At 49.5% G+C, this 15,201-nt stretch carries 14 protein-coding genes and 1 pseudogene; all 15 read right to left on the bottom strand.

All coding sequences use genetic code 11. The features are described 5' to 3' along the window. Positions 1–175: pseudogene (locus NSB25_RS25560) on the bottom strand (helix-turn-helix domain-containing protein); the annotation flags it as partial. Between the two features lie 73 nt (positions 176–248). Beyond that, positions 249–1,289: an IS30 family transposase gene (locus NSB25_RS25555; RefSeq protein WP_103240977.1), complete on the bottom strand. Its 1,041-nt coding sequence runs from the start codon at positions 1,287–1,289 to the stop codon at positions 249–251. A 79-nt stretch (positions 1,290–1,368) separates the two neighbouring features. Continuing rightward, a complete protein-coding gene (locus NSB25_RS25550; protein ID WP_242982526.1) occupies positions 1,369–2,064 on the bottom strand; it encodes a hypothetical protein in 696 nt (231 codons plus the stop codon). A gap of 24 nt (positions 2,065–2,088) precedes the next feature. Continuing rightward, positions 2,089–2,283: a helix-turn-helix transcriptional regulator gene (locus NSB25_RS25545; RefSeq protein WP_103240978.1), complete on the bottom strand. Its 195-nt coding sequence runs from the start codon at positions 2,281–2,283 to the stop codon at positions 2,089–2,091. A gap of 445 nt (positions 2,284–2,728) precedes the next feature. Continuing rightward, positions 2,729–4,204: a phage tail tip lysozyme gene (locus NSB25_RS25540; protein ID WP_103240979.1), complete on the bottom strand. Its 1,476-nt coding sequence runs from the start codon at positions 4,202–4,204 to the stop codon at positions 2,729–2,731. Positions 4,205–4,291: 87 nt separating this feature from the next. Beyond that, entirely contained in the window at positions 4,292–4,780 is a 489-nt protein-coding gene (locus NSB25_RS25535; protein WP_103240980.1) for a phage holin family protein, read from the bottom strand. Beyond that, positions 4,771–4,956 carry a hypothetical protein gene (locus NSB25_RS25530; protein ID WP_103240981.1) on the bottom strand — a complete coding sequence of 62 codons (186 nt, stop codon included), beginning with the start codon at positions 4,954–4,956 and terminating at the stop codon, positions 4,771–4,773. The genes NSB25_RS25535 and NSB25_RS25530 overlap by 10 nt, the downstream gene beginning before the upstream one ends. Beyond that, positions 4,953–6,047 carry a reverse transcriptase/maturase family protein gene (locus NSB25_RS25525; protein ID WP_103240982.1) on the bottom strand — a complete coding sequence of 365 codons (1,095 nt, stop codon included), beginning with the start codon at positions 6,045–6,047 and terminating at the stop codon, positions 4,953–4,955. The genes NSB25_RS25530 and NSB25_RS25525 overlap by 4 nt, the downstream gene beginning before the upstream one ends. 323 nt (positions 6,048–6,370) lie before the next feature. Further along, the gene (avd, locus tag NSB25_RS25520) at positions 6,371–6,727 is read right to left on the bottom strand and encodes a diversity-generating retroelement protein Avd (protein WP_103240983.1); all 357 of its coding nucleotides are present in this window, start codon (positions 6,725–6,727) and stop codon (positions 6,371–6,373) included. 41 nt (positions 6,728–6,768) lie between these two features. After that, entirely contained in the window at positions 6,769–7,911 is a 1,143-nt protein-coding gene (locus NSB25_RS25515) for a phage major tropism determinant (protein ID WP_103240984.1), read from the bottom strand. Next, positions 7,904–8,341 (bottom strand): hypothetical protein, encoded by a 438-nt coding sequence (locus tag NSB25_RS25510; protein WP_103240985.1) that lies wholly within the window; start codon positions 8,339–8,341, stop codon positions 7,904–7,906. Before NSB25_RS25510 ends, NSB25_RS25515 begins: the two co-directional genes overlap by 8 nt. Before the next feature lie 15 nt (positions 8,342–8,356). Then, the gene (locus tag NSB25_RS25505; protein WP_103240986.1) at positions 8,357–9,493 is read right to left on the bottom strand and encodes a hypothetical protein; all 1,137 of its coding nucleotides are present in this window, start codon (positions 9,491–9,493) and stop codon (positions 8,357–8,359) included. Between the two features lie 5 nt (positions 9,494–9,498). After that, positions 9,499–10,653, bottom strand: a complete 1,155-nt coding sequence (locus NSB25_RS25500) for a siphovirus ReqiPepy6 Gp37-like family protein (RefSeq protein ID WP_103240987.1) — start codon at positions 10,651–10,653, stop codon at positions 9,499–9,501. A 3-nt stretch (positions 10,654–10,656) separates the two neighbouring features. Then, positions 10,657–11,544 carry a phage tail family protein gene (locus tag NSB25_RS25495; protein ID WP_103240988.1) on the bottom strand — a complete coding sequence of 296 codons (888 nt, stop codon included), beginning with the start codon at positions 11,542–11,544 and terminating at the stop codon, positions 10,657–10,659. Further along, complete coding sequence (locus NSB25_RS25490; protein WP_103240989.1) at positions 11,541–15,038, bottom strand: phage tail tape measure protein; 3,498 nt, start codon at positions 15,036–15,038, stop codon at positions 11,541–11,543. Before NSB25_RS25490 ends, NSB25_RS25495 begins: the two co-directional genes overlap by 4 nt. Between the last annotated feature and the right edge of the window lie 163 nt (positions 15,039–15,201).

The following is a 15,201-nucleotide window of genomic DNA, read 5'->3' as shown; positions in this document are numbered from 1 at the left end:
GCCCGTCAACCTTGCGCCTTGCATTATCTGAGTTTATGCTTCTTTTAAATTCAGTGACAGCATTAACACCGCCGTTTATGTATTTTGTAACAGTATTTGTGACTGTTGCCAGACAGACGCCGTTGGATTTAGCACTCTGCTCATGGGTAAGAACTTTTCCATGCGACTCGTCCAGGTCAAGGATTATCTGGCATCTGCAGCGTATTTGAAAATGTCAATATTAAATGCGACACTTTTTTAAATTTTTTTCACCCGATTTTCTTAAGCTCTTCCTCGAAAAGTTCCCCGGCAGAATGATAACCATGTATACGACGGGGATAGTTATTTATCCAGTTTTCCATTTCCTCTACCTCTGCGTCCGTCATGCCGTCAAAATTTGTCCCCTTTGGTACTTTGCGCCGTACCATTTTATTAGTAACCTCATTTGTGCCTCGCTCCCAGCTGCTATACGGGTGACAGTAATATAGCTGCGTCCGTTTCCCCTCTCCCAGTATAGAGCGTTCCAGCTCTTCACAATATGCAAACTCGCTGCCATTGTCTACGGTTATGCTTTTAAAGACTTGTTTAAACATAGCTCCCCATTTTCTTTCCAATGCGTCTAAAGCATCTACTACCGCCTCTGCTGTCTTGTCCGGCAGCTTAAATATGATCTCGTCCCGCGTCTTTCTTTCCGTCAGTACCAGCAGGGTATTTTTAGATTTTCCCCGCTGTCCTATTACGCTATCCATTTCCCAGTGTCCGAACTCTTCCCGCCTGTCTACCTCTTCCGGGCGCTTTTCTATGCTTGTGCCTGCCGCCGCCCTCGCCTGCTGCCTCTTTACTTTCTTATAGTCCCTCTTCTTATTTGCCTTTACTGGTAAATCCTTATTTGTAAGCTGTAGAAAGATACCTTTATCAATATAGCTGTAAAGCGTCGTTACGCAGATCGTTACGGAAAATTCCCCCTCTTTTCCCTGTGCCTTAAGCTCCCCCAGAACGGCAGCCGGGCTATATCCCTCATTTACTATTTTATCCTCTATATAATTTGCTAACTTAATATCGTTGCCGATCTTAAGCACGCCGCCCTTGCTTTTCAGATTCTCCCTGTACTTATCGTCTGCAATATCCGGGCTGTATCGTTCTTCCTGCGTGAGATCGGAATTAAGCGCCGTATAAACTCCCCGCTTTATTTCCCGGTATATTGTGCTGCGGTGTACATGCAGCATGTCTGCGATCTCTTTTTTACCATGCCCCGCCTTTAGTAATGCCTCTAATTTTATCCGATCTGCCTTTGTCAGATGCTTACCCATTTCCCTTACCTCTCTTTTGTCCCATATACGACGAAAAGCCGCAAACTCTTTTACAAGTCTGCGGCTCGCTATTTTTGCCTCATTTACAGCATTTCTTACAAGCTGTATACTTCTTTTTTGCTTGGCTTAGTGGTATGCTCTTTGGGTTTTTCATTCCAGAACATGTAGGCTTACTATGGTACTTTTTGCTGCTACGGTCTATATATACGATTGTCTCGCCCGCTGGCTGCGCTGCGCGGCTTTTCTTCTCTTCTATGAGAACGTCAAGCTCTATATTACAGCCAAACGTTTGTACCCCACCCCCGGAAATTTCCAGTATTTCTGCGGTGTATCGGGCTTGCGGGTATTTCCGCGCTAAGTCCTTTGCCAGCTCTGCTGATAGATTCCCCAGTACCTTATTGCCCCACTTGATGCACGCGGCAGGCTCTCCATTGTATGTATATTTTTCTACCGTTATATCCTCGTCGCCTGTCATGGTTCTTAATATGTCCTGGCGGTTCTCCCCGTCCTCGTTATCAAAAGTCACGCCTACCAATTTCGTGCGTATAGTTTCCGCAATCCTGCTGCCAGATGCAGCGGCAGGCGTTCCCGTTTTCCCCGGCTCTTCCTGCTGCCCGGCTGCCTCTTTCTCTGGCTTGCGTGCCAGCAGAAAACATACGGCAGCAATCACTATGCAACCGACACCGCCCGTAATATTCCCGGACGGCAGCGCCACAATTCCGCTTACTGCAAATAATGCAGCCACAACATATAAAATAATTTGTTTCTTTGCCATAAAATAAGCCCTCTCTTTCGCCTTTTACTTTAATTCTAATATTTCATCAGCAGAGGCGTTAAGCTCCCTGCATATTTTTATAAACATTTCCAATGTAGGCGCGTGCGCCCCATTTTCCCAGCGGCTTATATCCTTTTGGTGGACTTGCAGGCGTTCCGCAAGTTCTTTTTGTGAAACGCCCGCCGCTTTTCTCGCTTTTCTTATATTATTTCCGATCATGCGTTACCTCTTTTCTCTTTAGCTCTCATTATAAGGGCTATGCAGAGTTTCACCGTTCCTACGGCTACCAAAAAAATACCTAATTTCAAAATCATGCTCTTTACTCGGCTTTGGGTTTATGATATATTTTTTATAGGCGGCGGGCTTTCGCCCGCCTATAGGTCTAACCTATGTACTTGTCGATAATGATAAGTATTATGCCTATGATTAAGTCTATCAGTGCATTGACCGTCAAATCTTGCCACTTGATAGGCTTTTTCTTTTGTTTCTTCTTACCCATTTCCTGCCGTTTCTCCTTTCCAGTGCTTTACACTTATTTTTCTTTTCTCCTTTCTATGCTTTAATTATATACCAACTTTGGTATATTGTCAATCAGATTTCAAGAAAATTATGGTAAAAAAATAAAGGGTATGCCGCCCATGAACGACATACCCCAGCAGATACATTATAATCTTGTGCAATAGTCCAGCGATACCCAGCCGTCCTTATTCTCTTCATACGCTTTCAGCAGCCCCCAGCCTGCGGCGCTGCCCTCTCCGGCTTTTACCTCTACAATGGTAAATACTCCCACACCTGTATACTTCCCCGTCTTTTCAAAATCCGTGCCTGCGCCCGTCCTTATTCTAAGATCGGTTATATCTACCTTTACTTTAAAGGGAACCTGTGCCGCCTCTGTCTTTCCCTGCTCTGTGTTCCCGCCTGCCCCGGCTCCTGCGTACCTGTCGTAATACTCCTGCCCGTATGCTGCCCGGCGCTGCTTTACTGCCTCGCTCTGATCTGCGGGCTTTTCGTACCCGGTCAGCACTGCATCAGAGGCAGCCCGTACCGACGTTGCAGCCATAAGCGCGGAAATAACGCCCTTGTAGCCCTGTAATTCCTGCCACAAAAAGGCAAGCTGCATATTTAAGCCGCCGATCGACGCGCCCGCCGCTTTCGCGTAATCATACAGCGCCTGCTTGCGGCTATAATACGTCCACTGCGCAAGCCCGTAGCCCGCGCTGTCCCTCACAAAATTTGTGTAGCTGCCGCTGTCTACAGCTGCCGTATATTCTGCGTCCGTCATTTCCAGCCGCGTATTAAAGGAATTTTGCAGATTGTCTGCTTTAAGCCCGCTTTCTGCAAAAAGGTTTCCCATAAGCCCGGCTGCTGCATAGGCATTTAATCCTTTGCCTGTCAGAAAAGCCCAGATCACGCTTTCCGCGCCGCCTGCTGCCGTCTGCTGCTCATTGCCTGCAAAAGCGCTGTATACCGCCTTTCCGTTCCAGTCATACACATTATAGCCAGCAATGCAGGCTTTCTTTGCATTTTCCAGACTTTCAAAAGCTCCCAGCTGCCCGGCTGCATCTTCCCAGCGCTTACGCACCCTGTAAAGTTTCTTTTCCGCGCTCCCGGCAGATGCAGCGCCGCCGCTTATCAGCCTTTTAAACTCGTCCCATGTATGCACCGTTGTATTATATACATACGGGTTAGGGCAGATTTTCCCGGTAACGTCGTAATGCCTTATGACATGATCGGCAGGCACGCCGTACTTATCCATTAAGTACCTTGTCAGCTCTGCCGCCGCCTCTACCGTCGCGTCCTCAAAATACCAGTCCTTATCTGTCGCGCCCTGGCTGGCGGTGTTCCTCTTCTTTACGCACAGCTCAATACCTATACTGTTTGCGTTCCGGCACTCCCCATGCTTATAACTCTTTGCGCCGCAGTGCCACGCTATGTTAGCATCTTCCACGCACTGCCAGATTTCCCCGTTGTGATCTACAAAATAATGTGCGGACGCATTTCTATTGCCGCCTGCAAAATATTTGCAGTTTGCCTGCGCCCCACTCAAACCGCCCACGTAATGAATCACAATGTACTTGATACGGGAAACGCTGCCCGGATTGAAATTGTACCCGCTTATCAGCCTGTTAATGTTCCTCATGCCTTTTACTTCCTTTCTGCAATGAAATAAGCGCCTACGGTTTCCCGTAAGCGCCCTTTGCCGCTTTTCCTGTCTGGTCTGTTATTCTTATCTTTCCTGCTGCTTATGCCCCTCTACGCTGCCCGTGGTGCTGTTTCCGTCCAGTTCGTCCGTGTCCGGCAGCTCGTCCGTATACTTGGAAAGAAAGCCCCGCACACTCGCCCATACTCTTTTTACAGGCAGCCCACATAATGCCATATTCTTAAAAATGCTGGTGATCTCATAGGCTATGTAAAGCAGGCTGAAAAACTCCGCTACGCCTACTGTCTTAAGCCCCAGATAGCCCCGCGCTGTTTCCGGGATAAACCCGATCAGATTGATCTTGATAAGCATGTCGATTGCCAGCATGAATACAAGGGAAATCAGCATTGCCACTTTCCGTATTGCGCCGTCAATCCCTGCGCAGCTGTTGAACTTCTTTTCTTTTACTGCCCGCAGTACCCCGAAAACAGTATCAAATACAATCGCCAGTATTACCAGCTCGATCACCTTATTGTGTGCCGCTGCGTCGATAAACTCCATTATTTTCATTTCCATAAATCCTGCCTTTCTGCTTTCTGCAAATTTAATGCCCGCTCTTTCAGTTCCGCACCGTCGTACCCTGCTACGCTCTCCCAGTTTTCCAGAGTGGCGGTTAATTCAGCAATAAGCCTGCTCTGCTTTTCAATAGTTTCCTGCTGCTCATGCAGCACTTGTAGCAAAATTTTACTCATGTACTCACTCCTGCGCCTGCTGGCTTTGCCGCCTGCGCCCGTTCCTGCGCATCAGCCGCCATTTTTATTATTTTCTTTCGTAAATGCAGGCTGTCGGCGTGTCCTGCGTGTCCCGTCCAGCTTGCAATACTCTTTTGTAGATTTTCCCTTGTGATCTCGCCCCTTTCATACTTCTTGATTGTCCGCTTGATACGTTTAATGCTGTCTGGTCTTACTTTCCTGTGTGTCGCCCTGTGCTTATAGCCCACAAAATCTATGCCATTCTTTGCGCATAAAATGACGGTCTTTGGGTTCAGCTCTAAAATAAGCTCTTCTCTTAAGAATCTTTCAATATCAGCCAGCCAGCGCCGCAGCTCTTCCTTGTCCGGGCTTAATATAATAAAGTCGTCCATGTACCTTTCGTATTTTTCCGCGCCCAGTGTGTGCTTGATGTACTTATCCAGCTTATCCAGATAAATGTTGGCGAATAGTTGGCTTGTAAGATTTCCTACGGGTATGCCCGTACCGTCCGGCATCTGCCCGTTATGCTCTATGATCTTGTCGATCAGTGCCAGCGCCTTTGCGTCCTTTATTACTTTCCGTATCTCTGCCTTAAGCACATCATGGTTAATGCTCTGGAAATAGTGGTGTATGTCCGCTTTGATCGCATACATCGGCGTGTCCGGGTGGAATCGCTGCCACTCATAAAGCCAACTTTTCAGCGTGTCAGACGCGGCGTGCATACCCTTATTTTTCCTGCAGGCGTAAGAATGGAAAATAAAACGCTTTTCAAAAATCGGTTCCAGCACGTTGTTAATGGCGTGCTGTACTACCCTGTCATAAAACGGCAGCGCCATAATCTGCCGTTCTTTCGGTTCATATACCTTAAAATATCGGTACTCGCTCGGCTCATAGGAAAGCCCCAGAATTTCATTTCGTACCCGCTCTAATTTTTCCTCTTTGTCTTTGGTAAATATTAAAACGTCCCTGCGGTATCGCTTGCACTTCCGGGCTTTATTGTATGCTTTCTGCACACTCCCGTAGTCAGCTATAGCCTCTACAAGCGTAAGCCGCCTGCCATTTTTATCTGTGATATGCCCTATTCGTTTCATGTAAAAAGCTCCTGCCTTTCGCCTTAAGCTACTAACCAACAGCCCTGCTTTTTCTCTTTGCCTTACGGCGGGACAGCCCCTCTGATTCTGGAATATTAAGCACTCTTAATATTCAAACCCTTGCTAGTGTTCCTTAGATACGCTAAGCCTGTAATGCTTTCACCAAATCACACGCCCCGCGCACGCCGATGTTCGTGTTCACGTTCCACGGGTAATTGTTGCAATTCACGGCACGCGCGCCCGCGTGAACGCCATTGTTCCAGTTACCGCCCGCGATCAGCGCCGCCAGAGGGCTGTAATAAGCGGCTGCCCCATATAAAAAGCTACTTTGCAGCCTTTACCTCTTCTATGATCTCGCCCAGCATAACGCCCAGTTCTGTAAGTTTCCTGCCGCACTCCCCGTAATGCTGCTTATTCATTGCGCTGTATTTCAGATCATTTGCCAGCCGCAGCAGCTCCTTACTCTGCTGCAATGCCACATCTGCCGCGTACAAGTGGCTTTTCGTCGCCGTTTTCTGCCACTTTATAACGTCTTGCAGCATTTCCAGCACGGCGTTTCTGGTTGCCGTCTGCAAGCTGAATTTTTCATATTTGGGGTACTTACTTAGCAGGGGATATATGTATAGCAGAAAATCATATATTTTCTGGTGTAGTATGTCGCCTTTATCTCTTATTGACATTTTTATCCGTCCCCCTGTAGCGGCTGGGCTTTCGCCCGCCTCTACATAGAATCACACGCCCCGCGCACGCCGATGTGCGCGGGCACGCTCCACGGGTAATGGCGGCAATCCACGGCACGCGCGCCCGCGTGAACGCCATCGTTCCAGTCACCGCCCGCGATCAGCGCCGCCAGAGAATACGCGTAATACTGGTAAATGTTGCCTACGTCGTACTTTGTGGCATTATCCCTTAAAGGGCTTTTCTTATCCCAGCCCCACGCCGCCGTAGGGTGGTATTCTGCATTTGTGGCGTGTTCTGCCCGTGTAATCAGATCATTAAGCCATTCCCAGACACGCCCCACGGCATCAACGCAGCCCACGGCAGAAACGGCATTTACCACGCTGCCCGTAGTCCCCCTGCCCGTGTTCGTCGTCGCCGTCCATGCGTTTGTGTTTGCCCCGTCAAGCCCCTGCGGGCTGCCGAAAGCATAGGCGCAAAATTCGCTGTAGTCCGGCATACGCTTTCCGCTTTTCATCAGCCTTTCTGTGAATGTGTACCAGTTCATGCCCTCCGTGCCTGTCATTGGCGCGCAATTATATTCCGACTTCAAGCCCTGTGCGCCGTCGTCAGAATTAAGGTAAATATCTACCCATGTGCCGCCGCCCAGATATACCATACCCTCCGGGCTACATTTCGGGCGGTGTCCCAGCGTCCATACGCTGCGCGGCACAATCCCGTTGCTTACTGCGCTTTCCCAGCCCGTACCGAAAATAGCGCCGCTGCTGTTCACAGGCTGCATATTATCATTGATCTTGCGGCAACGCCCATAATGAAAGCCGCCGATCTTGCGGCTGTTGCTGGCGTTCCACCCGCTCGGATATGTAGAGTTAAGGGAAATAATATACTGCTCGTCCTGTGCGTCCTGCCTGCTGTCGCAGATATAAACATAATAGTCACTGCCTACAGCAAAAGCCGCGCCTATATCCAGATTAGAGGCATTAAGTACCGTGTTTCCCGTCTTAAAGATACCAGCGCCGCCCACGGCAATTACGCAGCCCTCTATTACTGTGATCTCATTTGCCCCGCTTGCATATAAATACTGGCTCGTCGGCGCTACAATGTCGCTGATCGTCGCCAGCTTGTTTACATTCAAAAGCGCCCGGCGGTCTGTCTTTGTCACATCATCAACAAATATCCTACTCATACTGTTTTAACACTCCTTTCAGTGCTGTAATATCGTCTGCTGTCATTCCTGCCACTGCTGCCGCCTTTTCCAGCCCTATAGCCGTATTTTCTGCGGTAATTCCCTTTGACAGTGTTAATACCGTCCTGTCATTGCCCGTTTCGCCTGCCGCCGCTGCCTCGTCCGTCTGGGTGTGCGTTACCGCCGTGATCGTCCCGGAAATGCCGCCAGCCTCAAAAGCCATGCCCGGCGCTGCCTCGTCGCAGTAATATACTGTTACTGCTTTCTTTTCCTCTGCCACCGATACAATAGCGCACTGTATATAGCGCTGCTTTTCCAGACTTTCAATTTTTGCCAGCAGATCAACTGCCGCCAGCTCCCCGGCTGCCACCATAGCAAGGCAGTTGTAGTAATCGTCTTTTGTCTTTAATGTTTTGGGAAATCCTTTCATAATCTGCCCCTTTCCTTAAAATGTATTTGCAAGATAGGAATTGCCGATATATGCAATTCCCAATACTGCCGTTTCCTCTGTTCTTTCGTAATGCTGGCACATGTAGGCAGCTCCCAGATAGCACAAGCCCAAAACGGCATCATGCTTATAATTGATGTTCCAGCCGTTTTCGATCAGCGTAACCCGCCTGTCAAGCTCTGCCAGCGTCTCTGCCGTCGCCGTGCTGCCCGCCTCTGCCTGCTGCCGCAGCTGTTCTACCGCCTCTGTCAGCCCGTCTATTTGCAGTTGCAGGCTGCCTGCAATGTCCCCGCCCAGCTTTTCCTTAATATCCTCAAACCATGCGTTAAACTCGCTTTCTGCCTCTGTCTGGAAAAGCGTGATTTTCGCCATGAAAGCGGTATAGGCTTTCAATAGTTCCGCGTCCCAGCCGTCAAGCGTGCTTTCAAAAGAATTGTACCGCTCGCTGAACTGGTTCTCGTACTGGGTAAACAGGCTTTCAGTTATGGTTATGTAATGCTCATAAATGCCCGCGATCTCGCTTAGGTACTTTTCCATGTCCTGCTTATATACGCTGAACTCGTCCAGCACTGCCTGGCTGTAGGTTTTGAAAAAATCATCAAACTGTTTCGTCAGTACGCTTGCGTCGATCTCTTCTATTGTGCCTTTCACAATGCCGCACAAGGCACTGTTAAACCGCTGGTCTGTAATATCCTTTGTCTGAATCTTTGTTACGCCTTTCCCCACGTAAATATCAGCTATGGCAAGCTCCCATATTTCCGTATTCCGGGTTAAGGCTGCTGCCGTAGGCTTTGCAGACGGCACGCCCTTTAAGACGGTCAGATACATGTCCCTCTGCGTCAAGTCCCAGCGTATAATTACCCGGTCTATTCGGTTAAGCGCCCCCTCTGCGGTGCTTAACGTAATACCCATGCTTACAGGGTTTCTGAAAGCGTAACCATTGATAAACGCATACCCGGCGTTTACCTTGATTTCCATTTTGTCATAGGCTATAACCTGTAGCCCGTCGCTGGGTTTCGGGAAAACGCCGTTTGCTATGAACGTGGCAAAATACCACGCCCAGTCCTCGGCTTTATATACCCTGTCGTATTCTTCATCTACCAGAATGGCATTGAACGGCAGACAATCAGCCATGCTTTTTACCTCACTTTCCTTATCTGGTCTACCAGCGTAGGCAGGCTGTCCCCAAACGTCGCCTCTATTTCCTCTGCGCCTTTCTGGTATGTCTCTGTTACCTCTGTTATCCGTGCATCAATCTGTATGCCCCACTTTGTTTCCTTGCATGTGATCCTGTCCCCTAAATCAAAGTCCTGCTTAAACTTAAGGTTAGAATTTGTGTTAATGGTGCTTACAAAATTTATGATCTTTCCGTAGTTTTCCAGCTCTGCTGCCGCCCTTGTCTTAAGCATCTGCAAATAGGTATTAAGCGGTATTGTTACCTCTGTTTCCCCGCTCTGGTATTTCCGGGCTATGTCCGTCGCGTCACAAAATACTTCTGTCAGTTCCAAACCAGACGCGCCCTCTCCGTCTACCGTCGTCACGGGCTGGCTGCCGCTGTCGTCTGCCGCCCCCTGTATGTAAATGAAATTCCCGCAGTTTTCTATACTGGCTGTATATTCCTGCTCGTTTACATTGTCAAAATCCCGCGAAAAAATACAAGGCGTGTTTCCCTCGCTGTTTTTCGCTGTAAGGTCTTTGCCCTTATACAGATAAAAGCCGTACTGTCGCGATCTCTCGTTAATCAGAATGTCATAGCCCAGCTTTCCTGCCTGCGCTCTCGCCTTTACTTCCTGCCCCAGCTTTGCGTATACCTCGTTTGCGTACTCTACCGTGCTACCTGCTATGTTCTCCTGTGCCAGCATGATAAAGCGCGGGAAACGGCGCTTTGTACTTGCACTGCTGCCGCAGTTATTCTTTACCATTGTGTTTATAATGCTCTGGTTCGTCGCCGTCGTTACGATCTGCGGGCTTATGCAGCGCTTGTTAAGCCACTGGCTAAGCATGTAGCCCTGTGCCTCTATCTGCTCTAACCCGTTCTCGTCTTTTGTAATATGTACATAGGTAATCTGCGCAGCCCTGCGCCAGATACCGCCCGCCGTGTCCGTCACTTCCCGCTTTCCGTCATGCTTTACAATAATATTGCCCTCGGTAAGCAGCCGTTTGTTATTGTCCGTGATCGGCGCAAGCAGATTGAACGTGCCTACATCAAAATACTTTACATGCCATAACAGGCTTGCCATTTCGTCGATCAGTCCCAGCGGTTCTACCGTCTCGTCAAATACTCTAAGCTCCATGCGTCATACCCCCAGATATTCCCTGTCATAAAAAATAGAGACTTCCATAGAATTTACGCCGCCGTCCGCATCATAACGGAAATTATTGTCGCCTATGTCAAGCTGCATAAATGTACTGTCTACGTCCACCTTGCGGAAATAGTCATACTTTACCCCGTCCCGCGTCAGTGTAGCGCCCTTGCTGCCGTATTTCGTGTTTACCTCGATCACGTCCCCGGTCTGCATGGTTACATTCAGCTTTATAAATTCCCCTGTGTCTACGTTTAAAATGACCGGGTTTGTAACCGTCCCCAGTGCGGTAAACCTTACCCGCATACCCGTTGATACGTCGCCCTCATTAAAGCAGTCCACAATTACGCTTTCTGCGCGATACCCAAAAATCATACTTTTACTGTTGTCCTTTTCGATCACGCAGGGAAAATGCCAGGCAGCTACCCAGCTTGCTATATCTTCCTTTTGCTCGTCCTCTTCCCGCCAGAACGGGTTAAGGCAGTCCAGCTGTAAGCTGAACTGCTGCAAAACGCTTTTTCTCCCTACGTCCGGCTTTCCATGCAGGCGGCAGTTAATAATACGCTTAAAGCTGCCGTATTCATAGGCAAGCGTGCCGCCCAGCTCCGGGTTAAATATCTTAAGCAGCCTGCGGCGCAGTTCGTAAGACTGCTGCTTGTCCCTTGTATTGATATGCCCCAGTATGTCTACGTCCCGCGCCTCTATCCGCTGCCCTACATATGTGTCTCCGTGCTGCCCCATGCTGTTTGTGCTGTAGACTGCATTTGTCACGCCTGCTATGCCGTCTACGTCCTTGCTTACATTGCAATGGTACACACTGCCTACGCTAAGCTCTATGCTTTCGCCCCTCTCATTGGTATAAACCAGCTTTTCATACATCATGCTAACACCGTCCTTGCTGCCTGCTTAAACTGCCGCTGCGCCTCTTTCTGCTGCTTTGCGTAGTCCGTCGTATTGGCGTATATATTCTGTGTGATATGTACTACCGGGCTGCCTGCTGCCCCGCCGCCTTTCGGCTTTGGTTTCCACGGCTCCCCGTCTATGTCAGCGTCAGAGAAATTGACTTTTGCGCCTACGTCAAATTCCTGCGGTATGCTTTCCTCGATCTGCTTATTTACTTTTTTCATTTCATCAGAAAAGCCTACGCCTATGCCCTGCGCCATGAATAACCCTACCTCGTCCCGGAACTTTTTAGACGGGCTTTCAATCCCTAAAGCGCTCTTTGCGGCATCTAACAGGCTGTTTGCAAGGCTTGAAACTTTATCCTTTAACCAGTTCCAGCCGTTGCTTATGCCGTTCCAGATACCCTGTACAATGTTGCTGCCGATTGTCGCAAAAGAACTGCCGATATTAGAGAAAGCATTTATAATTCCGTTTACGCAGTTGCGCATACCCTCTACCGCCTTGTTTTTTACCTCTGTACCCCACTGGGCTACTTTGGAAATAGCGCCGGATATGCTGTTATAGATTTTCTGCGGAATCTCTTTTACTATGTTCACAACGCCCGTAACCATGCTGTTCATTACCTCGCGGGCTTTGCTTACCATATTTGCGCCCCACGTCGCCACCTTTGTAACCGCGCCTATGATACTATTCCAGATTTTCTGCGGTGTCTGCGTTACAATGTTCACGATTGCCGTAAGCATAGTATTCATTACCTCTTTGGCTTTGCTTACCATGTTCGCGCCCCACGTCGCTACTTTTGTAACCGCACCTATGATGCAGTTCCAGATTTTCTGCGGTGTCTGCGTTACAATGTTCACGATTGCCGTAAGCATGGTATTCATTACCTCTTTGGCTTTGCTTACCATGTTCGCGCCCCACGTCGCTACTTTGTTTACCGCTCCTATGATACAGTTCCAGATTTTTACAGGCGTTTCTTTCACAATGGTTACAATGTTCGTAAGCATTGTGTCCATTACCTCTTTGGCTTTTGCCTGCATATTTGCGCCCCACGTTGCTACTCTGGTAACTGCATTTATGATGCTATTCCAGATTTTCTGCGGCAGCTCCTTTACGACATTGATAACTTTCGCCACAAACTCTTCTATCACCGTGCCGCCTTTTTCCTGCATACGTGCGCCCCACTCGGCAATTTTGTTTATGCCGTCTGCGATTGCCCCCGCGATCTGGGCGGGCAGCTCTGCCAGCTTTGTAACTATGCTTACTACCAGCTGCCCTGCTGCCGCTACGATCTTCGGCAGCCCCTCTACCAGCCCCGTAACAATGGCAACTATGATCTGCGGCATTGCCGCTATCAGCAGAGGGATTGCATCTATAATGCCGTCCACAAGCGCGATCACTATATCGCCCGCGCTTTCCAGAATCTTCGGTATTCCCTCAACCAGTGCATTGATAATGCTGGTTATGATCTGCGGCAGCCTCTCTATGATAACTGGCAGCGCTGCTATAATTCCGTCTGCCAGCCCGGTAACAAGCTGCAATGCTGCATCTATCAACATAGGCACATTGTTTATAAGCGTTTCAACGATTGTAAGCACTGCCTCTATAATGCTCGGTATGAGTGCGGGCAACGCCTGCCCCAGCCCGTCTGCCAGCCCTGCTATGATCTGTACCGCCCCGTCTGCTATGCTCGGTATCAGCGCTATAATGCCGTCCAGCAGTGTAGTAATGATCTCTGCGGCGCTTTCCGCCAGCGTCGGTATGGCATCTACAATGCCGTCCACTAACGCCGTTATCATATCAACGCCCGCTTTTATGATCGTCGGCGCGCTCTCCACAATGCCACCTACAAGCCCGTTCACAAGCTCTACCGCAAAACCTGTAATCTGCGGCAGCATTTCAGAAAGCCCGCTTACCATATTCCCCAGCGCGTCCCCAAAACTCTGCGCCAGTTTTCCCATATCGCCGCCTGCATCAGCCGCGCCCTGCTGCAATTCATTTGCAAACTGGCTGAAAATCGGTAACGCCTGCTCTCCGATCGGCATAATAAAGCTGGTCTGTAAAATCCTGCCTGCGCCCTGCATTGCCTCCCCGAAAGTGTCATACTTTACGGCGTTGATCTGCCCCATTGCGTCTACAGTCTTGCTTATTTCCCCCTCTACGCCCATAAGTGCTGTGCAGGCATCCGCTCCCATATCTTCCCACATAGTACCCATAAGCCCTACGCCTGCCGTATACTGTAGGCTCTCGTCGTCGCAGTTCTTAAGCGCCTCGCTTATCTGGCTCATTGCCTCTTTCGCGCTGTCGCCCCCGGCTTGAAACTTCCCTACCAGCTCGTCCGCATTAAGCCCCAGACTTGTAAGGTATTCCCCCGCCGTTCCGTCATTCATTCTTATGTTAAATTCCTTGAAAGCGTCGCCCATTTTGTCAACGCTCCATACTCCCGTATCTGCGCCGTTTTTAATGGAATTAAACATATCCTCTGCGCTAAGCCCTGCCTGCGCATACTGGTTGCTGTATTCGTTAATAACGTCCAGTAAATCCCCGTTCTGGTTAAGCCCCTGCTGCGCCCCCTGCGCGATCAGGTTATAAGCCTCGTCGCCGGAAATACCAAATTTCTGCATAAGCTGCGTGGCTGCCCTTGTACTCTCGGCAACGTCCATATCAAACGTATCTCGCAGGGTTAAGGCGTTTGTAGTCATTTTTTCCAGCTCGTCTGCGCCCATATCCCCTGCCTGCTGCTTTACTGTCGCCATTGACGCGGCTATATCCTCGAATCCCTCTCCATAATTGCCGTTATAGATATTCTCCATAACTTGCTTGTACTGGTCTGCCTCGTCCGTTGCCGTCCCCGTCGCGGCGCAGAAATCATTTAACGCGCCTTTCGCCTCGTCTGCCTGGCTTACTGCGTAGCCCAGCCCAGCCACTACAGCCGTGCCTATGGCTGCCGCAGCCGTTCCCACTGCCGCTATGCCCTTTGCCATAATGCCGCCCAGCCCGCCCAGAATACCGCTCAATCCAGAGAACTTGCCGCCCGCTGCCTCTGCCTGCTGCCCGCTTTCCTCTATCTCTTCGCCCAGTTCGTCTGCTGCGTTTTCTGCCTTTTCCAGTTCGTCTGCGGTCTTGTTTAACTCCTGCTCGGTCTTTACCAGCGCCGCCCTCTGGTAATTCAGCTGCGTTTCCAGCTTTTTACTCTCTTCGCTGTTCTCTCCTGTCGCCTGCCTGCATTTCTCTAATGCCTGCTCTGTTTCCTTTACCTTTTTCGCCTGCTCGTCGTAAGTCCTCTGTAAAACGTCCTGCTTTGCTTTCAGTGCCTCCGCGCTGTTGGCATTGTCCCTGTATTCAGCCGTTACAAGTTTCATTTCAGAATTAAGCACTTTAAGGGTGCTGTTAATTTCCTTGCAGGCTGCTTTATACTCTGCCTCTCCGTCAAAACTAAGCCGGGTTTTGATATTCTCTGTTTTATCAGCCATAAATTAAAAGCCCCCTAGTGCTACGTCTATGTCGTCCTGTACTGCTGCCTGCGGCTCTGCTGCCGCCTGCCCCTGTCTGAAAATGTGCGGGTTATACTCCCTGTGGTATCTGAATAGGGTTACAATCTGGTAAGGCGTTTTTCTCCACGCCTCGCGCTCCCTG

This window comes from Acetatifactor muris, assembly GCF_024623325.1.
In the GTDB taxonomy this organism is placed as follows: domain Bacteria; phylum Bacillota; class Clostridia; order Lachnospirales; family Lachnospiraceae; genus Acetatifactor; species Acetatifactor muris.
This window is presented reverse-complemented; position numbering and strand designations above follow the sequence as displayed.